Source organism: Streptomyces sp. NPDC037410, assembly GCF_055602235.1.
On record NZ_JBVJWR010000004.1, the window covers coordinates 360,886 to 379,254 of the forward strand.

The following is an 18,369-nucleotide window of genomic DNA, read 5'->3' on the forward strand; positions in this document are numbered from 1 at the left end:
TCAAGGCATCCCGCCCGGCCTGATCCTGATGACGGCCCGCCCGCCGCCGAGGTCCACCGTCGAGTGGCGCGGCGGGGCGCCGTCCTCCTCGTCGTCGCGCAGCACCAGGGCGCTCTGCCGCTCCTTGAGCTCGTTCTGCTTGCCCTGCGAGAAGGTGGCGTGCAGCTGCTCGAAGCCGGTCGAGGAGACCGTCCCGGTCCGCTTGCCGCGTCCGGTCATGCGGAGGAACTGGTCGGCGAAGGCGATCACGGTCAGCAGGATCACCAGACCGGGCAGCGTCACGAACACGGCGAACCCCATGCCCTCCATCACAACACGCTTCACGCGGGCGCGTCAGGACGTATGTGATGGGTTCTTCGGCCGTCCGGGCCGAGGACCTGCGCGCCGATCTTGTGGGTGCGCAGCGCCACGGCGGTGCCCGTGATCCGCAGCGCCGGCGAGGCCCGTACCAGCGCCGCCGTCACGTCGTGGAGCTCCTCGACCGTACGCAGCCACATGGCGAGGGCCAGGTTGTTCGGGCCGGTGACGGAGGTGACCACACGGGTCTGGCGCAGCCGGGTCAGCGAGGCCACCGACTCGGCCACCTCAAGGGGCGGTACGCACGCGGTGACGAGCGCCCACACCGGCCGCCCGGAGAACCGCGGGGCCGGCAGGCAGTGGTGGTGGACGGCGCCGGCCGCGGCCAGGGCGTCCAGCCTGCGGCGCACCGTCGACTCGCTGGTGCCGCACCGCCGGGCCAGTTCGGCGGCGCTGCGCCGGGCGTCCCCCGCCAGCTCCGCGACGATCCGCTGGTCGAGTTCCGTGACGGGCGGGTACGCGCGCGCGGGGGCCCGGCCCCGCCGGTCGGCGCCGGTGATCTCGCCGAGGTGCTGCGCCTGCGCAGGGGTGAGCTGCTCGATCCGCGAGCGGTACGGGCGGTTGTGCAGCTGGGTGACGACCTGGGTGCGGGCCCTGAGCACCCCGGGGAGCCGCCGCACCCGCCCGGCGAGGTAGCCGTCGAGGGCGTACAGGTCGGGGCAGTTGACGAGCAGCACCAGATCGGCGTCGCCGGTCACCTGGTGGACGCCGAGGGTGTACGGGTCGCCGGAGACCTCGGTCGCGGTGGCCTCGGCGGCTCCGGCGAAGCACTCCAGCTCGACCCAGGCGTACAGAGTGGCTCCCGTGCCGCGCCGGGCGGCGAGCAGCGAACTCCAGGCGTACCCGCCGGTGGTGAGGGTCTCCCAGCGCCGGGCGAGGGTGTCCGGGCTCACGTCGAGCACGCCGGCGAGCTGGGTCCAGCTGGCGCGCGGGGCGATCTGCAGTGCGTGGATCAGCGCCAGATCCACCTCCCCGAGGACGGATTCCCTGGTATGCATGTGCCTCCTTGGTCGATCCCGGGGAAACCCTGGGTGCGGGCACGGGAAGGGCCCAGGATGTGGACCAGGGCAAAGGCATTCAAGCCGCGACGCCGTCCGATTTCCATCAGATCCGTCCTATGTCACAGGAGAAGGGCGGAGAAGCGACCCGGGGGCTGGAAGTACATGTGGGCAGCGGAACCACCGGAGACCCAGCGTCTGTGGGGTGAACACGTCGGCCTTGACCACGTCGCCGCGGCCGAGCGGGGCTACGAGGGCTGCGGCCCGGCCGAACAGCTCCTGTGGGAGCGGCTGTCCGTCTTCGAGGGCGCCTTCGGCCGGGAGGCCGTCCGCGAGGTCTGCGCCTCCGGGTCGCTGCCCGCCGGGGAGATCCAGGCGGTCTTCGACCGGCTCGCGCCGCTCGCCCTGCTCCCCGTCGACGACCTGTTCGACGGCGAGGACGGGCTGCCCCGCTACTGGATGCCGCACCCGATGCGGGCCGTCGGCGCCCGCCGGCTCACCGCGCGCGGCGACCGCTGGGCCGTCCTGCTGCACCACCGCAGGTGGTGCGTGAAGGTGGCCCGGCGGGCCGCCGACTGGTGGCAGCGGGGCCGCCAGCTCGACGCCCGTGACCTGGCCCTGCGCGAACTCCCGGACCTGGCGGCCGCCATGGACCCGACGACCGCGCCGCTCTCGCCGAGCGCCGAGGCCGAGACGTCCGTCGAGATCGCGGTCGCCCTGTGGTTCCTGTGGGTGTCCTGCGGGCGGATCGCCGAGGGCCGCTCCCGGCTGCGGCACGCCCTCAGCCTGCACCCGGGACCGCCGTCCGCCCGCGGCCTGTGGCTCGCGGCCTTCCTGGAGCTGGAGTCGGGCCGCCCCGAGGACGCCGACCCGCTCCTCGCCCAGGCCTGGGCGGCGGCCGTACGGGACGGCGACGAGCGCTGCCTGTCGCTCCTCGCCCATCTGCGCGGCGCGACCGCCCTCTACCAGGGGCGTACGCGCGCGGCGGCGGGCGAGTTCCGGGAGGCCCTCGACCTGATGGAGGAGCACCCGGAGTTCGGGCCGAGCCGGCAGGCCTGCTGGGTCGGGCTCGCGCTCTCCCTGTGCCGCTCCGACCCGGAGGGCGCGCAGGAGGCGCTGGACGAGGCGGACACGGACCGCGAGAGCCGGCGGGCCTGGGTGGGCCGGGACCTGTGCGCCGACGCCTGGGCGTACCACGTACGGGCCGAACTGGGCGCCTGGGACGGAGATCGGGAGCGTGCCGCGGAGTACGCCCGGCGGGCCCTGCGGGTGCATCTGCGGCTCGGTTCCGCCGTGGGCGCGGCCTGCGCGGCGGAACTCCTCGCCCAGATGCGGGCGATGGACGGGCAGCACGACGCGGCGGCCCATCTCCTGGGCGCGGTCGACCTGTTGCGGACCTCGGTCTTCGACGCCTCGTACCGGCCCTCGGAGTACTGCGTGGCCACGCGCGCGCGTGGCGAGGAGGCCCTCGGGGCGCTCCTCGCCGACCCGGAACTGCGCAGCGCCTACGAGGAGGGCGCGCGACGGGGCCTGTTCGCGCTGTCGTGCGAGGTGTAGAGGCTCGGGGCGGCCGGGGTCACGGCGTGACGATCGGGAAGTGGGCGTCGGGCTTCGTCACGTACGAGAAGAGGCGGGCGAGCAGCGCCGGATCGCCCTCGACGCCGATGCCGAGCTCCTGGACGCCCTTCCCGGCGAGGAGTCCGAGGAGCTGGAGCTTCCCGAGGGTGAGGGTGAGCCCGGCGGGCGTCCGGGGCTCGGCGACGACCCGGTGGGTGAGGGCGCCGTTGTGGAGGGTGAGGCGGTGGCGCTCGCCCGCGTCGGTGGGCGCGCCCTTGAGGTTGGGCGCGCCCGTGTCGGTCAGGACGAGGTCGATCGTCAGGTCGTCGTCCCAGGCGCGCGGCCCGTCGATCCGGATGGCGATCGAGTCGATCAGCATGGGGACGGTGAGGGCCATCGCCATCTCGGGGTTGGTCATGTCGACCATCTCGCCGGTGACGCCCTGGCGGAGCTCCTGGGCGCCGCGCAGGTAGACGTTCCGCCAGGTGGCGTTCTCGGCGCCGCGCCCGAGCTTCTCGTACACCCCGGCGAGGGCCTCCTTCGCCTCCGTGTTCCCGGGGTCGGCGAAGACCACGTGGCCGAGCAGGGTCGCCGCGAAGCGCGGGTCCCCGTCCTCGGCGTAGGCGCGGGCCTTCCGGACGGCCTCGGCGGGGCCGCCGGCCACGTCCACGTACCGCCGCGCGAGCTCCACCGGCGGGTGCTCCCACAGATGGGCCGGGTTGCCGTCGTACCAGCCGAGGTACCGCTGGTAGACCGCCTTGCTGTTGTGGCTGAGCGAGCCGTAGTAGCCGCGGGCGTGCCAGGTCTTCTCCAGGGCGGGCGGCAGCTCGATCCGCTCGGCGATCTCGGTGCCCGTCCAGCCCTCGTTGAGGAGCCGCAGCGTCTGGTCGTGCAGGTACGCGTAGAGGTCGCGCTGTTCGGCCAGGAACCGCACCACGTTGTCATGGCCCCAGGTCGGCCAGTGGTGGGAGGCGAAGCCGACGTCGTACTGCCCGTGGAAGTACTCGATCGCCTCGTCCAGGTAGTGCGCCCAGATCCGGGCGTCGCGGACGACCGCGCCGCGCAGGGTGAGCACGTTGTGCATGTTGTGCGTGGCGTTCTCCGCCAGGCACAGGGCGCGCAGGTCGGGGAAGAGGAAGTTCATCTCGGCCGGGGCCTCGGTGCCCGGCGTCAGCTGGAAGACGATCCGGACGCCGTCGACCGTCTCCTGCTGCCCGGTCTCCGTGATGTCCACGGTCGGCGGGATCAGGCTGATGGTGCCGGTGGAGGTGGCCTGGCCGAGGCCCACCCCGATCTGGCCGTCCGGGGCCTTCGGGAGGCCGACGCCGTACATGTAGCTCGCCCGGCGGGTCATCGCGTTCCCCGCGTACACGTTCTCGCTGACCGCGTGCTCCAGGAACCCGGCGGGCGCGAGGATCGGCACGCCCTCCTCGGTGGCGTCCGGGAGGACGCCTCGGACGCCGCCGAAGTGGTCGCCGTGCGAGTGGGTGTAGATCACGCCGGTGACCGGCCGTTCGCCGCGGTGCTCGCGGTAGAGCGCGAGCGCGGCGGCCGCCGTCTCCACGGAGATCAGCGGGTCGATGACGATCACCCCGCGCTCGCCCTCGACGAGGGTCATGTTGGAGATGTCGAGGCCGCGGACCTGGTAGACGCCCCCGGTGACCTCGTAGAGGCCCTGGCGGGCGGACAGCTGCCCCTGCCGCCACAGGCTGGGGTGCGCGGTGTCCGGGCACTCCGCCTTGAGGAAGGCGTACGCGTCGTTGTCCCAGATCACGCGGCCGTCCCCGGCCCTCACCACACCGGGGACCAGTGCGCCGAGGAAGCCCCGGTCGGCATTCTCGACGTCGGTCGTGTCGTCGAAGGAGGGCAGGGTGTCGCTCATGTGCCAGGTGCTCCGTTCCGCGCGGGCGGGGTCGGCGTACCGGACCATCTGAACACCGGGGTCCCAGGGCCGCACGCCGGAGCGGCGGGGGTGCCGGACCGTGCCTACGCTGGAGGTACGCGTCCCGCTCGGGCGGCACGTGTCCTTCGCGGCGGGACGGAGGTGGCCCATGAGGTCACGCCATCACTTCCACATCGACCACCTCGGGCACTCGGTCTCCGCGACCGTCCAGACCGGGCACACGCCGGTGGTCGAGGTCCTCGTCGACGGCAAGTCGACCGGCTACGCGACGGGCCGGGACGACCGGCCGGTCACCGTCACGATCGAGCTGCCGACCGACCCGCCGACGCCGGCGACCGTCCGCGCGACCCCGGGGCCCGGCGTACCGCGCTGCCTGCTGCTCATGGCCGAGGACGAGGAGCCGCACGTGATGGCACCGAGGCTGTACTGAGCGGTGCGGACCCCCCCCTAGGACAACCAGGCCCTACGACAGCCAGGCCATCCCGATGATCAGGAAGACCACGAAGGCGATGGCCCCGGCCACGGCCGCCGTCTTGCGCGGGCGGCGCCGGGAGAGCTCCGCGAGCGCGCCGCCGCTGCTCGCCGGGGCCTGACGCCGCCGGGTGGACGGCGCGGGCCGGGGCACCGGCGGCCGGTTCATCGGCGGCGGGGTGGGCGCGGGCGTGTGCACCGGCGCGGGCATGGGCATGGGGGCGGCCCCAGTGGGCTGATGGGGCGCGTGAGGCGCATGGGGCGGACCGGCTACGGGGGTGGGCGCGACCCCGGGGTATCCGGCCGTCCCGCGCCAGGCGCCGGACGAGAACCAGTCCGCGATCGCCTGCGCCGGAGGCCGCTGCTCCGGCTGCTTGGCGAGCAGGCTCAGCAGGTACGTCTCGAAGTCGGGCGGCAGCGCGGCCCCGAGCCGACTCGGCGGCACCGGCGGGGTGTCGATGTGCTGGTACAGCAGGGCCGTCGCGGTGTCCGCGCGGAACGGCGGCCGTCCGGTGAGCAGTTGGTAGAGCACGCAGCCCAGCGAGTACACGTCGGAGGCGGGCGACGCGGGCTGCCCGAGGGCCCGCTCGGGCGCGAGGTACAGCCCGGTGCCCACGATCTGACCCGTCGTCGTGAGCGCGGCCGAGGGGTCGTCGACGAAGCGCGCGATGCCGAAGTCGGCCAGCTTGACCGTCCCTTCGCCGTCGACGAGCAGGTTCCCCGGCTTGATGTCCCGGTGCACGACGCCCTGCCGGTGCGCGGCCGCGAGCCCGGCGGCGGCGTGCGCGGCGACGACCGCGGCCCGCTCGGCGGGCAGGACCAGCGGGGTGGAGGGGCTCCCCTGGAGGCTGTCCCCCTCCACCAACTCCATGACCAGGAACAGCTTTCCGTCCCACGTGCCGAAGTCGAAGACGCCCACCACGTGCGGGTGACTCAGCCGCGCGGCGGTCTGCGCCTCCAGGCGGAAGCGGTCGGCGGCCGACGGGTCGGCAACCTGGGCCAGCATCAGCTTCACGGCCACGGGCCGGCCGAGGACCTCGTCGGTGGCCTGCCACACCTCACCCATGCCGCCCCGGCCGATACACACATGAAGCCGATATCGGTCCGCGACCAGCACCTGGAGACCACCCTTTCGACGATCGATCAACCTGACGGAAGAGAACCAGCGTAGAGCCGCCGGCCTCCGCCCCTCGCCGCGCTCCCCCCGTCCGCGCCCCCGAGCGGTGCACGACACCCGTGGTCCGGGTGAACGGCAGGTGTCCCCAGGCGGTTAGCATCGCGGCGTTCGGTGGACCTGGGTGATGAGACGGAGTGGGCTGTGGCGCGACCGCGTGTAGGTGTGGCGGTACTGACGATGGGCACGCGCCCCGCCGAGCTGCGGGCGCTGCTCGACGCCGTGGCGGGGCAGGACGAGCCCGCCGCGCGGATCGTCGTCGTCGGCAACGGCACCGGGTCGCTCCCGGCGCTGCCGGAGGGCGTGACCGGGGTCGAACTCCCCGAGAACCGGGGCGTCTCGGGCGGGCGGAACGTCGCGATCGAGACGCTGCGCTCCTTCGGCGACGTCGACATCGTGGTGGACCTCGACGACGACGGCCTGCTCGTCGACACGGACGTCTTCCGCCGCCTCGCGGACCTGTACGACGGGGACCCGGCGCTCGGCGTCGTGTCGTTCCGCATCGCCGACGAGACCGGCGAGACGCAGCGCCGGCACATCCCGCGCCTGGGCGCGAAGGACCCGCTGCGGGGCGGCGAGGTCACCACCTTCCTGGGCGGCGGCCACGGCCTGTCGATGCGGATGCTCGACGAGATCGGCGGCTGGCCGGAGGACTTCTTCTTCACCCATGAGGAGACCGACCTCGCCTGGCGCGCCATGGACGCGGGCTGGAAGGTCATCTACGAGCCGAAGCTGCTGCTCCAGCACCCGAAGACCAGCCCGGCCCGGCACGCCGTCTACTACCGGATGACCGCCCGCAACCGCGTCTGGCTGGCCAAGCGCAACCTGCCGGCCCTCCTCGTCCCCGTCTACCTGGGCGTGTGGACCCTCCTGACCCTGGCCCGCACCCGCTCCCTGCCGGGCCTCGGCGCCTGGTTCGCCGGCTTCGCCGAGGGCGTTCGCCGCTCCTGCGGCCCCCGCGCCCCGATGCGCTGGACCACGGTCCTCCGCATGACCCGCCTGGGCCGCCCTCCGGTGATCTAGGGACTTCTCCCCTGGGGGCGACCGGTCACGCGCCGGGAGCCCCCAGGGGGCTCCCGGCAGGCTCCCGGAAACGCCTCAGGGGCCCGACCCGCTTTCGCGGATCAGGCCCCTGAGGGTCTTACGGCTGTCGGGGTGGCGGGATTTGAACCCACGACCTCTTCGTCCCGAACGAAGCGCGCTGCCAAGCTGCGCTACACCCCGATGTCGCTGGTTTGTTCTTCACGTCCCGGCGACATCGCTTACTTTAGCCCACGCGCGCGCTCAGACGAAATCCGGTATTCGCGGGGCCTCGGCGCGGGGCGGATGCGGTCCAGGCCGACGAGGCCGAGGCCGAGGACGGAGAAGGCCGCGCCGAGCACGACGGCGTTGACCAGGACGCCTCCGTAGCCGTGGACGGTGACGTCGAGGAACGGGTACGTGTAGCGGGTGGGCGCGTCGGGGGAGAGCAGCGCGCCGCGGACCAGGGCGAAGGCGAAGTAGAGGCCCGGGGCCGCCAGCCACTGGGCGGCGTGGCGCCACCGGAGGGCGCCGGGCGCCGTGAGCAGCAGGAAGTCCAGCGCTGTGCCGATCGGGGTCACGGTGTGCAGGAGCTGGTTGGAGAGGGCCTTCGCGCCGCTCAGGCGGGCGATCTCGGCGGCGGCGTTGAACTCGCTCGCCTCGTTGTCGAGGACCAGGTGGAAGACGAGGCCGACCACGGCGATGCAGAGCAGGGTCCCGCCGGTCCACAGCGCGGGCAGCGGCGGGCGGCGGGTCCAGGCCCGGACGGCGCCCAGGCCGAGGACGACGGCGACGAGGATGTTCGTCCAGACGGTGAAGAAGCTCAGGACGACGAGCACGTTCCCGTACGCGCACTCGATGACCAGGCCCGTCGCCGCGGACGCGGCGATCAGGCCCCGGAAGACCGCCGCCCAGGGGCGGCGGCCGACGGGGGCTATGACGGCGGAGGCCGGCACGGCCGCGGAAGGGGGCGTGAGCATCCCCCCACCGTAAGTGGTCAGGCACGCGCCGTCAGGGTGAGCAGGGTGACCTCGGGCGGGCAGGCGAAGCGGACGGGCGTGAACCGGTTGGTGCCGCAGCCCGCCGAGACGTGGAGGTACGAGGTGCGGTCCTCCACCGTGTGCGTGGAGAGGCCCTTCACCCGGTCCGTGTCCAGGTCGCAGTTGGTGACGAGCGCCCCGTAGAAGGGGACGCACAGCTGGCCGCCGTGGGTGTGCCCGGCGAGGAGCAGCTCGTACCCGTCGGCCGTGAAGGCGTCGAGCACCCGCAGGTACGGGGCGTGCACGACGCCCAGCGTGAAGTCGGCGTCCGTGTCGGGGCCGCCGGCGACCCGCTCGTACCGGTCGCGCTTGATGTGCGGGTCGTCCAGGCCGGTGAAGGCGAGGTCGGCCTGCGGCAGCTTCAGCCGGCCGCGGGTGTTGGTGAGGTTGATCCAGCCGGCCGCGTCGAAACCGTCCCGGAGGTCCTCCCACGGGTTGTGGACGGCGCCGACCACCGGCGGGTTGCCGTTGAGGCCGTGCTTGCCCTGCACCTTCTCCAGGAGGTAGCGGGCGGGGTTGCGCAGCCGGGGCCCGTAGTAGTCGTTGGAGCCGAAGACGTACACGCCCGGGAACTCCATCAGCGGCCCGAGCGCGTCGAGGACCTCCGGCACGGCCTCCGTGTCGGAGAGGTTGTCGCCGGTGTTGACGACGAGGTCCGGGCGGAGCCCCGCGAGGGACTGCAGCCAGGCGCGCTTCTTGCCCTGGCCGCTCACCATGTGGATGTCCGAGACCTGGAGGATCCGCAGGTCGCGCATGCCGCGCGGGAGGACCGGGACCGTCACCCGGCGGAGCCGGAAGGAGCGGGCCTCGATGCCGGCCGCGTAGACGATTCCGGCCGCCGCCGTCGCCGTGAGGCCTGCCGTGATCTTCAGGGGGATGCCGTACCGTGCGCGCATCCCCTTATCGTCGCAGACCCGCCGGGCCGAAATGCGCGGGCGGTCCGGGTGGCGCACCTGCCACACTTGACCCCATGACCACGCTCAAGGCGAAGCTCCAGGACGACCTCAACGCCGCGATCCGGGAGCGCGACGAACTGCGCTCCTCGACCCTGCGGCTCACCATCACCGCGATCACGAAGGAGGAGGTCGCGGGCACGACGAAGCGCGAACTCTCCGACGACGAGGTGCAGAAGGTGATCGCGAAGGAGGCGAAGAAGCGCCGCGAGGCCGCGGACGCCTTCGCCAAGGGCGGTCGCCCCGAGTCCGCCGAGCGGGAGAAGGCCGAGGGCCTCCTCCTCGACGCGTACCTGCCGAAGCAGCTCAGCGACGAGGAGCTCGACGGCATCGTCGCGGCGGCCGTCGAGGAGGCGAAGGCGGCGGGCGCCGAGGGGCCGCGTGCCATGGGCGCCGTCATGAAGATCGTGAACCCGAAGGTGGCCGGCCGGGCCGATGGCGGCCGCGTCGCCGCCGCGGTGAAGAAGCTGCTCGCGGGCTGATCCGCGGAGTCCGTACGCCGCGGAGTCCGTACGCCGCGGAGTCCGTACCCCGCTGAGCACGTGCTCCGCGGCGTATGTACGAGGAAGGGCGCCCCACCTCAGGTGGGGCGCCCTTCCTCGTATCACCGCGTCAGTTCACCGCGTCAGTGGTTTCCGCGGGGCTTGTTGCGTCCGCCCGGGAACAGGTCCGTCGGGAAGGTGAATCCGGGGCTCGGCGTGGTGTCGCCGGGCTTGGCGTCGCCGGGCTTCTTGGGCTTGTTCGGGCCCTCGTCGCCTTCCTTCTCCTCGTCCTTGGGCTTCTCGGCCCGCGGCACGGGGACGGTGACGAAGCCCGGCGTCTGGCCGGCGTCCAGGGCGCCCGTCATCGCGATCTTCCAGATCGGGCCGGGCAGGCAGCCACCGCAGACCTTGTCGTAGTACTCGCCGCCGATGGTGATGTCGTACATCGACTTCTTCTCGCCGACGTCGTCACCGACCCAGACGGCGGTGGACAGGTTCGGGGTGTAGCCGACGAACCAGGCGTCCTTGCGGTCGTTGGTCGTACCGGTCTTGCCCGCGTTGTCGCGGTCGCTCAGGCCGGCCCGGGTACCGGTGCCGTCCTCGACGACGCCCTTCAGCATCTGGTTGATGGTGTCGGCGGTCCGGTCGCTCATGGCCCGCGTGCACTTGGTCTGCGGCACGTTCAGCTTGTCGCCGTTGGCGGTCTTGATCGACTCGATGGCGACCGGGGTGCAGTAGATGCCGCGGTTGGCGAAGGTCGAGTAGACGGCCGCCATGTCGAGCGGGGTGCTCTCGGCGCTGCCGAGGGTGGCGGACGGGATCTGCTTGAGGGGCTTGCCCAGCTCGCGCTCGTAGCCGACGTTCTTCGCCATCGTCAGCGTCTCGCACAGACCGGCCATCTGCTCCAGCTTGGCGAAGTACGTGTTGATGGACTTGCCGAGGGCGCTGGTCATGTCGAAGACGCCCTTCTCCGACTTGGTCTCGTTGTTCACCTCCCAGTTCGCGTAACCGGCCGGCTTGCCGTCGCAGCGCGTGTAGTCGCTCTCGTTCATGTTGATCTGCGCCGGGTCGTTGAAGCTCGTCGCCGGGCTGATGCCCTTCTCGAGCGCCGCCGCCGCCGTGATCGGCTTGAACGTCGAGCCGACCTGGAAGCCGTACGTCGTGCCGCCCATCTTGCTGCCGACGGCGAGGTTGAGCGTCGTCTGGTGCTGCTTCTGGTCCAGGCCGTACGGGCGGGACTGGCCCATCGACAGGATGCGGCCGGTCTTGGGCTGGACCTGCACCACGGAGGCGGCGACCGGGTCGTCCTTGTTGACCTTCGCGATGGCGGCCTCGTTGGCGGCGGCCTGCGCGCGCGGGTCGAGCGTGGTCCTGATGGTGAGACCACCCAGGTTCCACAGCTTCGACCGCTCCTCGGAGGTCTTGCCGAAGACCGGGTCGCTGAGGATCGTCTTGCGGACGTAGTCGCAGAAGAAGCCGGCGCCGTCGACGGCGGTGATGCAGCCGTTCTTCGGCGTCTTGACCTTCAGCTTGATCGGCTTGGCCTTGGCGGCGTCCGCCTCGGCCTGGCTGATGTCCTTCACGTCGGCCATCCGCTGGAGGACCGTGTTGCGGCGCTTGGTCGCTTCCTGGATGTCGTTGATGGGGTCGTAGCGGCTCGGCGACTGCACGAGACCGGCCATCATCGCCGCCTCGCCCAGGTCCAGGTCGGCGGCGTGCTTGGAGAAGTACCGCTGGGAGGCGGCCTCGATGCCGTAGGCCTGCTGCCCGAAGAACGTGATGTTGAGGTAGTTCTCCAGGATCTTCTTCTTGCCCAGCTCCTCCTCGACCTGGATCGCGAACTTCAGCTCGCGGACCTTGCGGCCGATGGTCTGCTGGGTGGCCTGCGCGACCTTCTCGGGGTCGTCACCGGCCTCCTCGACGAAGACGTTCTTCACGTACTGCTGGGTCAGCGTGGAGGCGCCCTGCGAGACCCCGCCCGACTGCGCGTTCCGGTTGATGGCGCGCAGCACGCCCTTGAGGTCGATCGCCCCGTGCTCGTAGAAGCGACCGTCCTCGATCGCGACGATCGCCTTCTGCATGTACGGGGAGATCTTGTCGATCGGCACGACCTTCCGGTCCCGCGAGTACACCGTGGCGATCAGGCCGCCCTCGGCGTCCAGGATCGTGGTGCGCTGACTCAGCGGTGGGGTCTTCAGGTTGGAGGGGATCTCGTCGAACCCCTCGACCGTGCCCTTCGCTGCCAGCCCGAGTGCACCGGCCGCGGGCAGGGCGATGCCCGCCAGCACGGCTCCGGCGAGCACACTGACACCGAGGAACTTGGCGGCCTGCTGGGTCCCGGTCAGACCACCGCCCGAGCGCTTCTTTGCCATGGGGGCAGCCTACGTTCTCATTCGCCGGACACACGTATATGCCTTGGCCTAAGCTGCTCCCAACTGTCACAGCAGTGTGGTCTCGCATCAAGACCCGGGTGTGACATCGGCATGAAAATCCGTGACCCCGAAACACGGGAACCTCATGTCCGATTCCTGTACATGTGTCACGCGGTGTCTGGAATAGGCCCGTCGAGGAAGGGCATGTCCGAGCGGTATGTCCATTACGGCACGTATGTCCTTCGATCACTCCCCTGGGTGATCTGACGCGCACGCATAGTCCGTTCGGACCATTCAAGATTGGGCCCGAAGGGGGTGTTGCGCTGTGCCCACCTTCCGTAACGTCCCAACTGGCAGCGGTGAATATGCCGCTGCCGCCGTGGGGGAGCCTCGATTCGGGAGAGGACGGCGCCGGTATGGGCTGGGTAGCTGACTGGAGTGCGCAGGCGGCCTGCCGCACTACCGATCCGGATGAACTTTTCGTGCAGGGAGCGGCGCAGAACAGGGCAAAGGCGGTGTGTACCGGATGTCCGGTGCGGACCGAGTGCCTCGCCGACGCCCTCGACAACCGCGTGGAGTTCGGCGTGTGGGGCGGCATGACGGAGCGCGAGCGCCGCGCCCTGCTGCGCCGCAGGCCGACCGTCACCTCGTGGCGCCGGCTCCTGGAGACCGCGCGGACGGAGTACGAGCGGGGAGCGGGCCTGCTGCCCGTGGCGATCGAGGACGACGCGACGTACGAGGCGTACGCGGCGGTCGGTTAGGACCGGTCGAGCAACCGTCGGCTAGGAAGCCGGTCGGTGAGGAACCGGTCGGTGAGGAACCGGTCGGTTTGGAAGCCGGTCGGTGAGGAACCGGTCGGCTGGGAAACCGCTCGGCGCCGAGGCGCTCAGCGAGCAGGCTCAGGCCGAGGGCGTCCGCCCCGCCGTGAGCCGGTCACCGATGGCCCGCAGCCCGGCGAGGTCGTGCACATCGCCGGGCAGGGCGGCCACTTCGGTCACCGCCACCTCCGGGTGGAGCGCGGTGAAGCGGTCACGGGTGCGCTGCTCACGCGCGAGCACCCGCATGCGCTCGGCATGCAGGCGCAGGAGTCCCGCGGTGAGATGACGTACGTCCACGTCTGGTGTTTCCTGTGCCGGTTCGGCTGTGGGGGCAGCCTCGGGTACGGGATGTGCGGCGGCGGTGGCGAGATCGTTCGGCTCGGGCACTGTCTCGGGCTCGTGTCCGGACTCGTGCTCCGACTCGGGCTCGGTGGCCGGGGAGCCACCCCCTCCAGCCTTCCCGCCCCCCTGATCCACAATGCGCCCCTCGTCAAGATTTTCCGCAGCGGCCCGCGCCCGCTCGGCCGACAGCCGGGCGGCGCCGCTGCCGTGGACGCGGTTGAGGACGAGACCGGCCAGCGGCATCTCCTCGGCGGCCAGCCGCTCCACGAAGTACGCGGCCTCGCGCAGCGCGTCCCGCTCCGGCGTGGCGACCACGAGGAAGGCCGTGCCCGGAGCCTGGAGCAGTCGGTACGTGGCGTCCGCACGGGTCCGGAAGCCGCCGAACATCGTGTCCATCGCCGCGACGAACGTCTGCACGTCCTTGAGGAACTGACCCCCGAGCAGCTTCCCCAGGGTCCCCGTCATCATCGACATACCGACGTTGAGGAACTTCATCCCGGCCCGGCCGCCGACCTTGGCCGGGGCCATGAGCAGCTTGATGAACTTCCCGTCGAGGAAGGACCCGAGCCGCTTCGGCGCGTCCAGGAAGTCGAGGGCCGACCGGGACGGCGGAGTGTCGACGACGATGAGGTCCCACTCGTCGCGGGCCCGGAGCTGGCCCAGCTTCTCCATCGCCATGTACTCCTGCGTACCGGCGAATCCGGCCGACAGGGACTGGTAGAAGGGGTTCTCCAGGATCGCCCGCGCCCGCTCCGGCTCCGCGTGCGCCTCGACGATCTCGTCGAAGGTCCGCTTCATGTCCAGCATCATGGCGTGCAGTTCGCCGCCGTCGGAGCCCTTGATGCCGTCGACCTTGCGGGGCGTGTTGTCGAGGGAGTCGATGCCCATGGACTGGGCGAGCCGGCGCGCCGGGTCGATGGTGAGGACCACGACCCGCCGTCCGCGCTCCGCCGCCCGCACGCCGAGCGCCGCCGCCGTGGTCGTCTTGCCGACCCCGCCTGCCCCGCAGCACACGATGATGCGGGTTCCCCGGTCGTCGAGCAGCGGATCGAGCTCCAGGAGCGGAGGGCGGTCGAGCCCGGGTGCCTCGGCCCCGCCTTCGCTCGCGGCGCCGGGTCCGCCCTGCGGGGCGGACCGGTTCGCGGCGTCGGGGCCGTCTGCCGCAGCGGGCCCGGTCACTGCGTCGGGACCGTCCGCCGCGTCCGGCCCCGCCACGGCGTCGGGCTCCGCCACGGCGTCGGAGCCGTCCGCGGCGCCAGCCTTCTCCGTCACGCGCCCACCCCTTGCTTCCGCAGTTCCTTCGCCAGCCGGTAGAGCCCGGCGATGTCCGCCCCGTCCCCCAGGAAGGGGAGTTCGTACGAGGGGACGCCGACGCCGTCCAGGACCGCGCGCTGCGTCCGCTCCAGCTCCACCCGCCGCGCGTGCTCGGACGCCTCGTCGAGGAGCGGCTCGACCAGGCGCGTGCCGCCCGTGACGCCGGCGGCGGCCAGGGTCCGCGCGATCGCGTCCCGGTGGTCGCCGGAGGCGGCCCGTACCGCCGCCTCGTCGAGGACGTGCGGGCGCACCATGTTCACCACGACCCGCCCCACCGGCAGCTCCGCGGCCCTCAGCTCCGCGATGCCGTCCGCGGTCTCCTGGACCGGCATCTCCTCCAGGAGGGTCACCAGGTGCACCGCCGTCTCGGGGGACTTGAGGACCCGCATGACGGCCTGCGCCTGGTTGTGTATCGGGCCGATCCTCGCCAGGCCCGCGACCTCGTCGTTCACGTTGAGGAAGCGGGTGATGCGGCCGGTCGGCGGCGCGTCCATGACCACGTGGTCATAGGTGGGGCGGCCGTCCTTCTCGCGCCGCCGCACCGCCTCGCACGCCTTGCCGGTCAGCAGCACGTCCCGGACGCCCGGCGCTATCGTCGTCGCGAAGTCGATCGCGCCGAGCTTCTTCAGGGCCCGCCCCGCACTGCCCAGTTTGTAGAACATCTGGAGGTAGTCGAGGAGCGCGCGCTCGGCGTCGATCGCCAGCGCGTACACCTCTCCGCCGCCCGGGGCGACGGCGATCTTGCGCTCCTCGTACGGAAGGGCTTCCGTCTCGAAGACCTGTGCGATGCCCTGCCTGCCTTCGACCTCGACGAGGAGGGTCCGCTTCCCCTCCGTCGCGAGGGCGAGGGCGAGGGCGGCGGCGACCGTCGTCTTACCGGTACCGCCCTTGCCGCTGACGACCTGGAGCCTGCTCACGCTGTCGAGCCTAACCACTGGCGGCCGCGTGCAATCAGCGGACCGCCCCGGAGAAGCCACCTAGGGGCTGCCTCGGGGTGCTTCGGGGCCCACCTCGGCGGACAGCCAGGCGGCAGCGGATACAGTCGGCCCCATGACCAAGTGGGAGTACGTCACGGTGCCGCTTCTGGTGCACGCGACCAAGCAGATTCTGGACACCTGGGGCGAGGACGGCTGGGAGCTCGTCCAGGTCGTGCCCGGGCCGAACAACCCCGAGCAGCTCGTGGCCTACCTGAAGCGGGCCAAGGCGTGAGCGGGGCCGTCGAGGCGCGGATCGCCGAGCTCGGCCTGACCCTGCCCGAGGTCGTGCCGCCCCTCGCCTCCTACCAGCCGGCCGTGCAGTCCGGCGTGTACGTCTACACCTCGGGCCAGCTCCCGATGGTGGCGGGCAAGCTTCCGCTGACCGGCAAGGTCGGCGCCGAGGTCACGCCGGAGGAGGCCAAGAACCTGGCCGCCACCTGCGCCCTCAACGCGCTCGCGGCCGTGAAGTCGGTCGCCGGTGACCTCGACCGCATCAAGCGCGTCGTGAAGGTCGTCGGCTTCGTCGCCTCCGCCGCCGACTTCACGGGTCAGCCCGGCGTCATCAACGGCGCCAGCGAGCTGCTCGGCGAGATCCTCGGCGACAAGGGCGTGCACGCGCGCAGCGCCGTCGGCGTGGCCGTGCTGCCGCTCGACGCGCCGGTCGAGGTCGAGGTCCAGGTCGAGCTCGTCGAGGCCTGACATCCCGAACGGATGCGGAGAGCCGGTTTTCCACAGGTGTGGGAAACCGGCTCTCGTGCATTCCGATGCTTGCGCATAGCATCCGGCCATGTCGAATGGTCAGTCGAAGCAGGCGAAGCAGGCGAACGGGCAGTGGTACCCGGCGGAATGGCCCGACCGCATCCGTGCCCTCGCCGCCGGTGAGCTCACCCCCGTGACGCCCCGGCGCGCCGCCACCGTGCTGCTCCTGCGGGACGGGGCCGCCGGACCCGACGTCCACATGCTGCGCCGCCGCACCTCGATGGCCTTCGCGGGCGGTGCGTACGCCTACCCCGGCGGCGGCGTCGACCCGCGCGACGAGCAGCCGGTGCGCTGGGCGGGCCCGTCCCTGGAGGCCTGGGCGGCCCGGCTCGGCCTCGACGACCCGGCGCAGGCCCAGGCCGTGGTCTGTGCCGCCGTGCGCGAGACGTTCGAGGAGGCGGGCGTGCTGCTCGCCGGGGAGACCGAGGACGGCGTCGTCGGCGACACGACCGGCGAGGACTGGGAGCGGGACCGGCAGGCGCTCGTCGCCCGGGAGCTGCCCTTCGCCGACTTCCTCGACCGGCGCGGCCTCGTCCTGCGCTCGGACCTGCTGGGCGCGTGGGCCCGCTGGATCACCCCGGAGTTCGAGCAGCGCCGGTACGACACCTGGTTCTTCGTGGCGGCGCTCCCGGCCGGGCAGCGCACCCGGGACGTCTCCGGGGAGGCGGACCGCACGGTCTGGATCCGCCCGGCGGAGGCCGCCGGCGGCTACGACCGGGGCGAGCTGATGATGATGCCGCCGACGATCTCGACCCTGCGCAGCCTGGAGGCGTACGGGACGGCCGCCGAGGCGCTGGAGGCGGCGGGGGAGCAGGACATGGCCCCCGTCCTCGCACAGGCGCGTCTGGAGGGCGACGAGCTGGTCCTGAGCTGGCCGGGGCACGAGGAGTTCACCAAGGTCATCCCCGCCGGGGGTGAGCGATGAGTGACGCCGCCGCCCTGCCCGGCCAGCCGCGCGGCCTCGTGGAGTCCGGGCCCGCGACCGCCCGCGCCGTGAACGTCCTCGCGCCGAACCCGTCCGCGATGACCCTCGACGGCACCAACACCTGGCTGCTCTCCGAGCCCGGCTCCGGCCTTGCCGTCGTCGTCGACCCGGGGCCGCTCGACGAGGGCCATCTGCGCCATGTGATCGACGCCGCCGAGAAGCTCGGCAAGCGGGTCGCGCTGACCCTGCTGACGCACGGCCACCCGGACCACGCGGAGGGCGCGGGCCGTTTCGCGGAGCTGACCGGGACGGCCGTGCGGGCCCTCGATCCCGCGCTTCGGCTCGGCGACGAGGGGCTCGGCGCCGGGGACGTGGTGACCGTCGGCGGCCTGGAGCTGCGGGTCGTCCCGACGCCCGGCCACACCTCGGACTCGCTCTCGTTCCACCTGCCGGCCGACCGGGCGGTGCTGACGGGCGACACGATCCTGGGGCGCGGGACGACGATGGTCGCGCACCCGGACGGGCGGCTCGGGGACTACCTGGACTCGCTGCGGCGGCTGCGCTCGCTGACCGTCGACGACGGGGTGCACACGGTCCTGCCGGGGCACGGGCCGGTCCTGGAGGACGCGCAGGGGGCCGTGGAGTTCTACCTGGCACACCGGGCGAGCCGGCTGGCCCAGGTCGAGACGGCGGTCGAGGCCGGGCACCGGACGGCGGCGGAGGTCGTCGCCCATGTGTACGCGGACGTGGACCGCTCCCTGTGGCCGGCGGCCGAGCTGTCCGTACGGGCACAGCTGGAGTACCTGAGGGAGCGCGGCGGCCTGACCTGATCCACGGGGGCCCCGGGTGCGGTGCCGGGGCCGGGGCTTGTGACGCGGGACCCGGAACCGCTCGGGCTTTCCCCGTG

At 72.3% G+C, this 18,369-nt stretch carries 18 protein-coding genes and 1 tRNA gene; 9 read left to right on the forward strand and 10 right to left on the reverse strand.

What is annotated here, in order from left to right; genetic code table 11:
* Both ACZ7HT_RS09335 and ACZ7HT_RS09340 read right to left on the reverse strand, forming a co-directional pair.
* Nucleotides 1-300 (reverse strand): DUF6191 domain-containing protein, encoded by a 300-nt coding sequence (locus tag ACZ7HT_RS09335; protein WP_471161999.1) that lies wholly within the window; start codon nt 298-300, stop codon nt 1-3.
* A 20-nt stretch (nt 301-320) separates the two neighbouring features.
* Nucleotides 321-1,355 carry an Lrp/AsnC family transcriptional regulator gene (locus ACZ7HT_RS09340; protein ID WP_471162002.1) on the reverse strand — a complete coding sequence of 345 codons (1,035 nt, stop codon included), beginning with the start codon at nt 1,353-1,355 and terminating at the stop codon, nt 321-323.
* Nucleotides 1,356-1,520: 165 nt separating this feature from the next.
* Between ACZ7HT_RS09340 and ACZ7HT_RS09345 the strand changes: the two genes are divergently transcribed.
* Entirely contained in the window at nt 1,521-2,912 is a 1,392-nt protein-coding gene (locus ACZ7HT_RS09345) for a tetratricopeptide repeat protein (protein ID WP_471162005.1), read from the forward strand.
* Between the two features lie 19 nt (nt 2,913-2,931).
* On the opposite strand, the gene ACZ7HT_RS09350 is transcribed toward ACZ7HT_RS09345, so the two are convergent.
* Entirely contained in the window at nt 2,932-4,794 is a 1,863-nt protein-coding gene (locus ACZ7HT_RS09350; RefSeq protein WP_471162008.1) for an alkyl/aryl-sulfatase, read from the reverse strand.
* A gap of 169 nt (nt 4,795-4,963) precedes the next feature.
* On the opposite strand from ACZ7HT_RS09350, the gene ACZ7HT_RS09355 reads away from it, so the two are divergent.
* Nucleotides 4,964-5,245 (forward strand): hypothetical protein, encoded by a 282-nt coding sequence (locus ACZ7HT_RS09355; protein ID WP_471162010.1) that lies wholly within the window; start codon nt 4,964-4,966, stop codon nt 5,243-5,245.
* Between the two features lie 33 nt (nt 5,246-5,278).
* Here ACZ7HT_RS09355 and ACZ7HT_RS09360 read toward each other — a convergent pair whose 3' ends face one another.
* Nucleotides 5,279-6,403 carry a serine/threonine-protein kinase gene (locus ACZ7HT_RS09360; RefSeq protein ID WP_471162013.1) on the reverse strand — a complete coding sequence of 375 codons (1,125 nt, stop codon included), beginning with the start codon at nt 6,401-6,403 and terminating at the stop codon, nt 5,279-5,281.
* A gap of 201 nt (nt 6,404-6,604) precedes the next feature.
* Between ACZ7HT_RS09360 and ACZ7HT_RS09365 the strand changes: the two genes are divergently transcribed.
* Nucleotides 6,605-7,483: a glycosyltransferase family 2 protein gene (locus ACZ7HT_RS09365; RefSeq protein ID WP_471162016.1), complete on the forward strand. Its 879-nt coding sequence runs from the start codon at nt 6,605-6,607 to the stop codon at nt 7,481-7,483.
* Nucleotides 7,484-7,610: 127 nt separating this feature from the next.
* Here the strand turns inward: ACZ7HT_RS09365 and ACZ7HT_RS09370 are convergent.
* The 3 genes from ACZ7HT_RS09370 to ACZ7HT_RS09380 all read right to left on the reverse strand — a co-directional run bounded on the left by ACZ7HT_RS09370 (nt 7,611) and on the right by ACZ7HT_RS09380 (nt 9,416).
* A tRNA-Pro gene (locus tag ACZ7HT_RS09370) sits at nt 7,611-7,684 on the reverse strand.
* Nucleotides 7,685-7,722: 38 nt separating this feature from the next.
* A complete protein-coding gene (locus tag ACZ7HT_RS09375; protein WP_471162019.1) occupies nt 7,723-8,460 on the reverse strand; it encodes a Pr6Pr family membrane protein in 738 nt (245 codons plus the stop codon).
* Between the two features lie 17 nt (nt 8,461-8,477).
* Complete coding sequence (locus ACZ7HT_RS09380; protein WP_471162021.1) at nt 8,478-9,416, reverse strand: metallophosphoesterase; 939 nt, start codon at nt 9,414-9,416, stop codon at nt 8,478-8,480.
* 74 nt (nt 9,417-9,490) lie between these two features.
* On the opposite strand from ACZ7HT_RS09380, the gene ACZ7HT_RS09385 reads away from it, so the two are divergent.
* Nucleotides 9,491-9,955 carry a GatB/YqeY domain-containing protein gene (locus tag ACZ7HT_RS09385; protein ID WP_471162024.1) on the forward strand — a complete coding sequence of 155 codons (465 nt, stop codon included), beginning with the start codon at nt 9,491-9,493 and terminating at the stop codon, nt 9,953-9,955.
* 143 nt (nt 9,956-10,098) lie between these two features.
* Here ACZ7HT_RS09385 and ACZ7HT_RS09390 read toward each other — a convergent pair whose 3' ends face one another.
* The gene (locus tag ACZ7HT_RS09390) at nt 10,099-12,327 is read right to left on the reverse strand and encodes a transglycosylase domain-containing protein (RefSeq protein ID WP_471162027.1); all 2,229 of its coding nucleotides are present in this window, start codon (nt 12,325-12,327) and stop codon (nt 10,099-10,101) included.
* Between the two features lie 416 nt (nt 12,328-12,743).
* On the opposite strand from ACZ7HT_RS09390, the gene ACZ7HT_RS09395 reads away from it, so the two are divergent.
* Nucleotides 12,744-13,088, forward strand: coding sequence for a WhiB family transcriptional regulator (locus ACZ7HT_RS09395; RefSeq protein WP_015034550.1), 345 nt, complete (start codon nt 12,744-12,746; stop codon nt 13,086-13,088).
* Between the two features lie 138 nt (nt 13,089-13,226).
* Here the strand turns inward: ACZ7HT_RS09395 and bagB are convergent, their stop codons facing one another.
* Both bagB and bagA read right to left on the reverse strand, forming a co-directional pair.
* The gene (bagB, locus tag ACZ7HT_RS09400; RefSeq protein ID WP_471162197.1) at nt 13,227-14,546 is read right to left on the reverse strand and encodes an ATPase BagB; all 1,320 of its coding nucleotides are present in this window, start codon (nt 14,544-14,546) and stop codon (nt 13,227-13,229) included.
* A gap of 209 nt (nt 14,547-14,755) precedes the next feature.
* Complete coding sequence (bagA, locus tag ACZ7HT_RS09405) at nt 14,756-15,718, reverse strand: ATPase BagA (protein WP_471162030.1); 963 nt, start codon at nt 15,716-15,718, stop codon at nt 14,756-14,758.
* Between the two features lie 133 nt (nt 15,719-15,851).
* Between bagA and ACZ7HT_RS09410 the strand changes: the two genes are divergently transcribed.
* From ACZ7HT_RS09410 to ACZ7HT_RS09425, 4 genes are all read left to right on the forward strand, one after another.
* A complete protein-coding gene (locus ACZ7HT_RS09410; protein WP_116160244.1) occupies nt 15,852-16,010 on the forward strand; it encodes a DUF4177 domain-containing protein in 159 nt (52 codons plus the stop codon).
* Entirely contained in the window at nt 16,007-16,477 is a 471-nt protein-coding gene (locus ACZ7HT_RS09415) for a RidA family protein (protein ID WP_471162033.1), read from the forward strand. The genes ACZ7HT_RS09410 and ACZ7HT_RS09415 overlap by 4 nt, the downstream gene beginning before the upstream one ends.
* Nucleotides 16,478-16,565: 88 nt before the next feature.
* Nucleotides 16,566-17,462: an NUDIX hydrolase gene (locus tag ACZ7HT_RS09420; protein WP_471162035.1), complete on the forward strand. Its 897-nt coding sequence runs from the start codon at nt 16,566-16,568 to the stop codon at nt 17,460-17,462.
* A complete protein-coding gene (locus ACZ7HT_RS09425; protein ID WP_471162038.1) occupies nt 17,459-18,292 on the forward strand; it encodes an MBL fold metallo-hydrolase in 834 nt (277 codons plus the stop codon). The genes ACZ7HT_RS09420 and ACZ7HT_RS09425 overlap by 4 nt, the downstream gene beginning before the upstream one ends.
* The last annotated feature ends 77 nt before the right edge of the window (nt 18,293-18,369 follow it).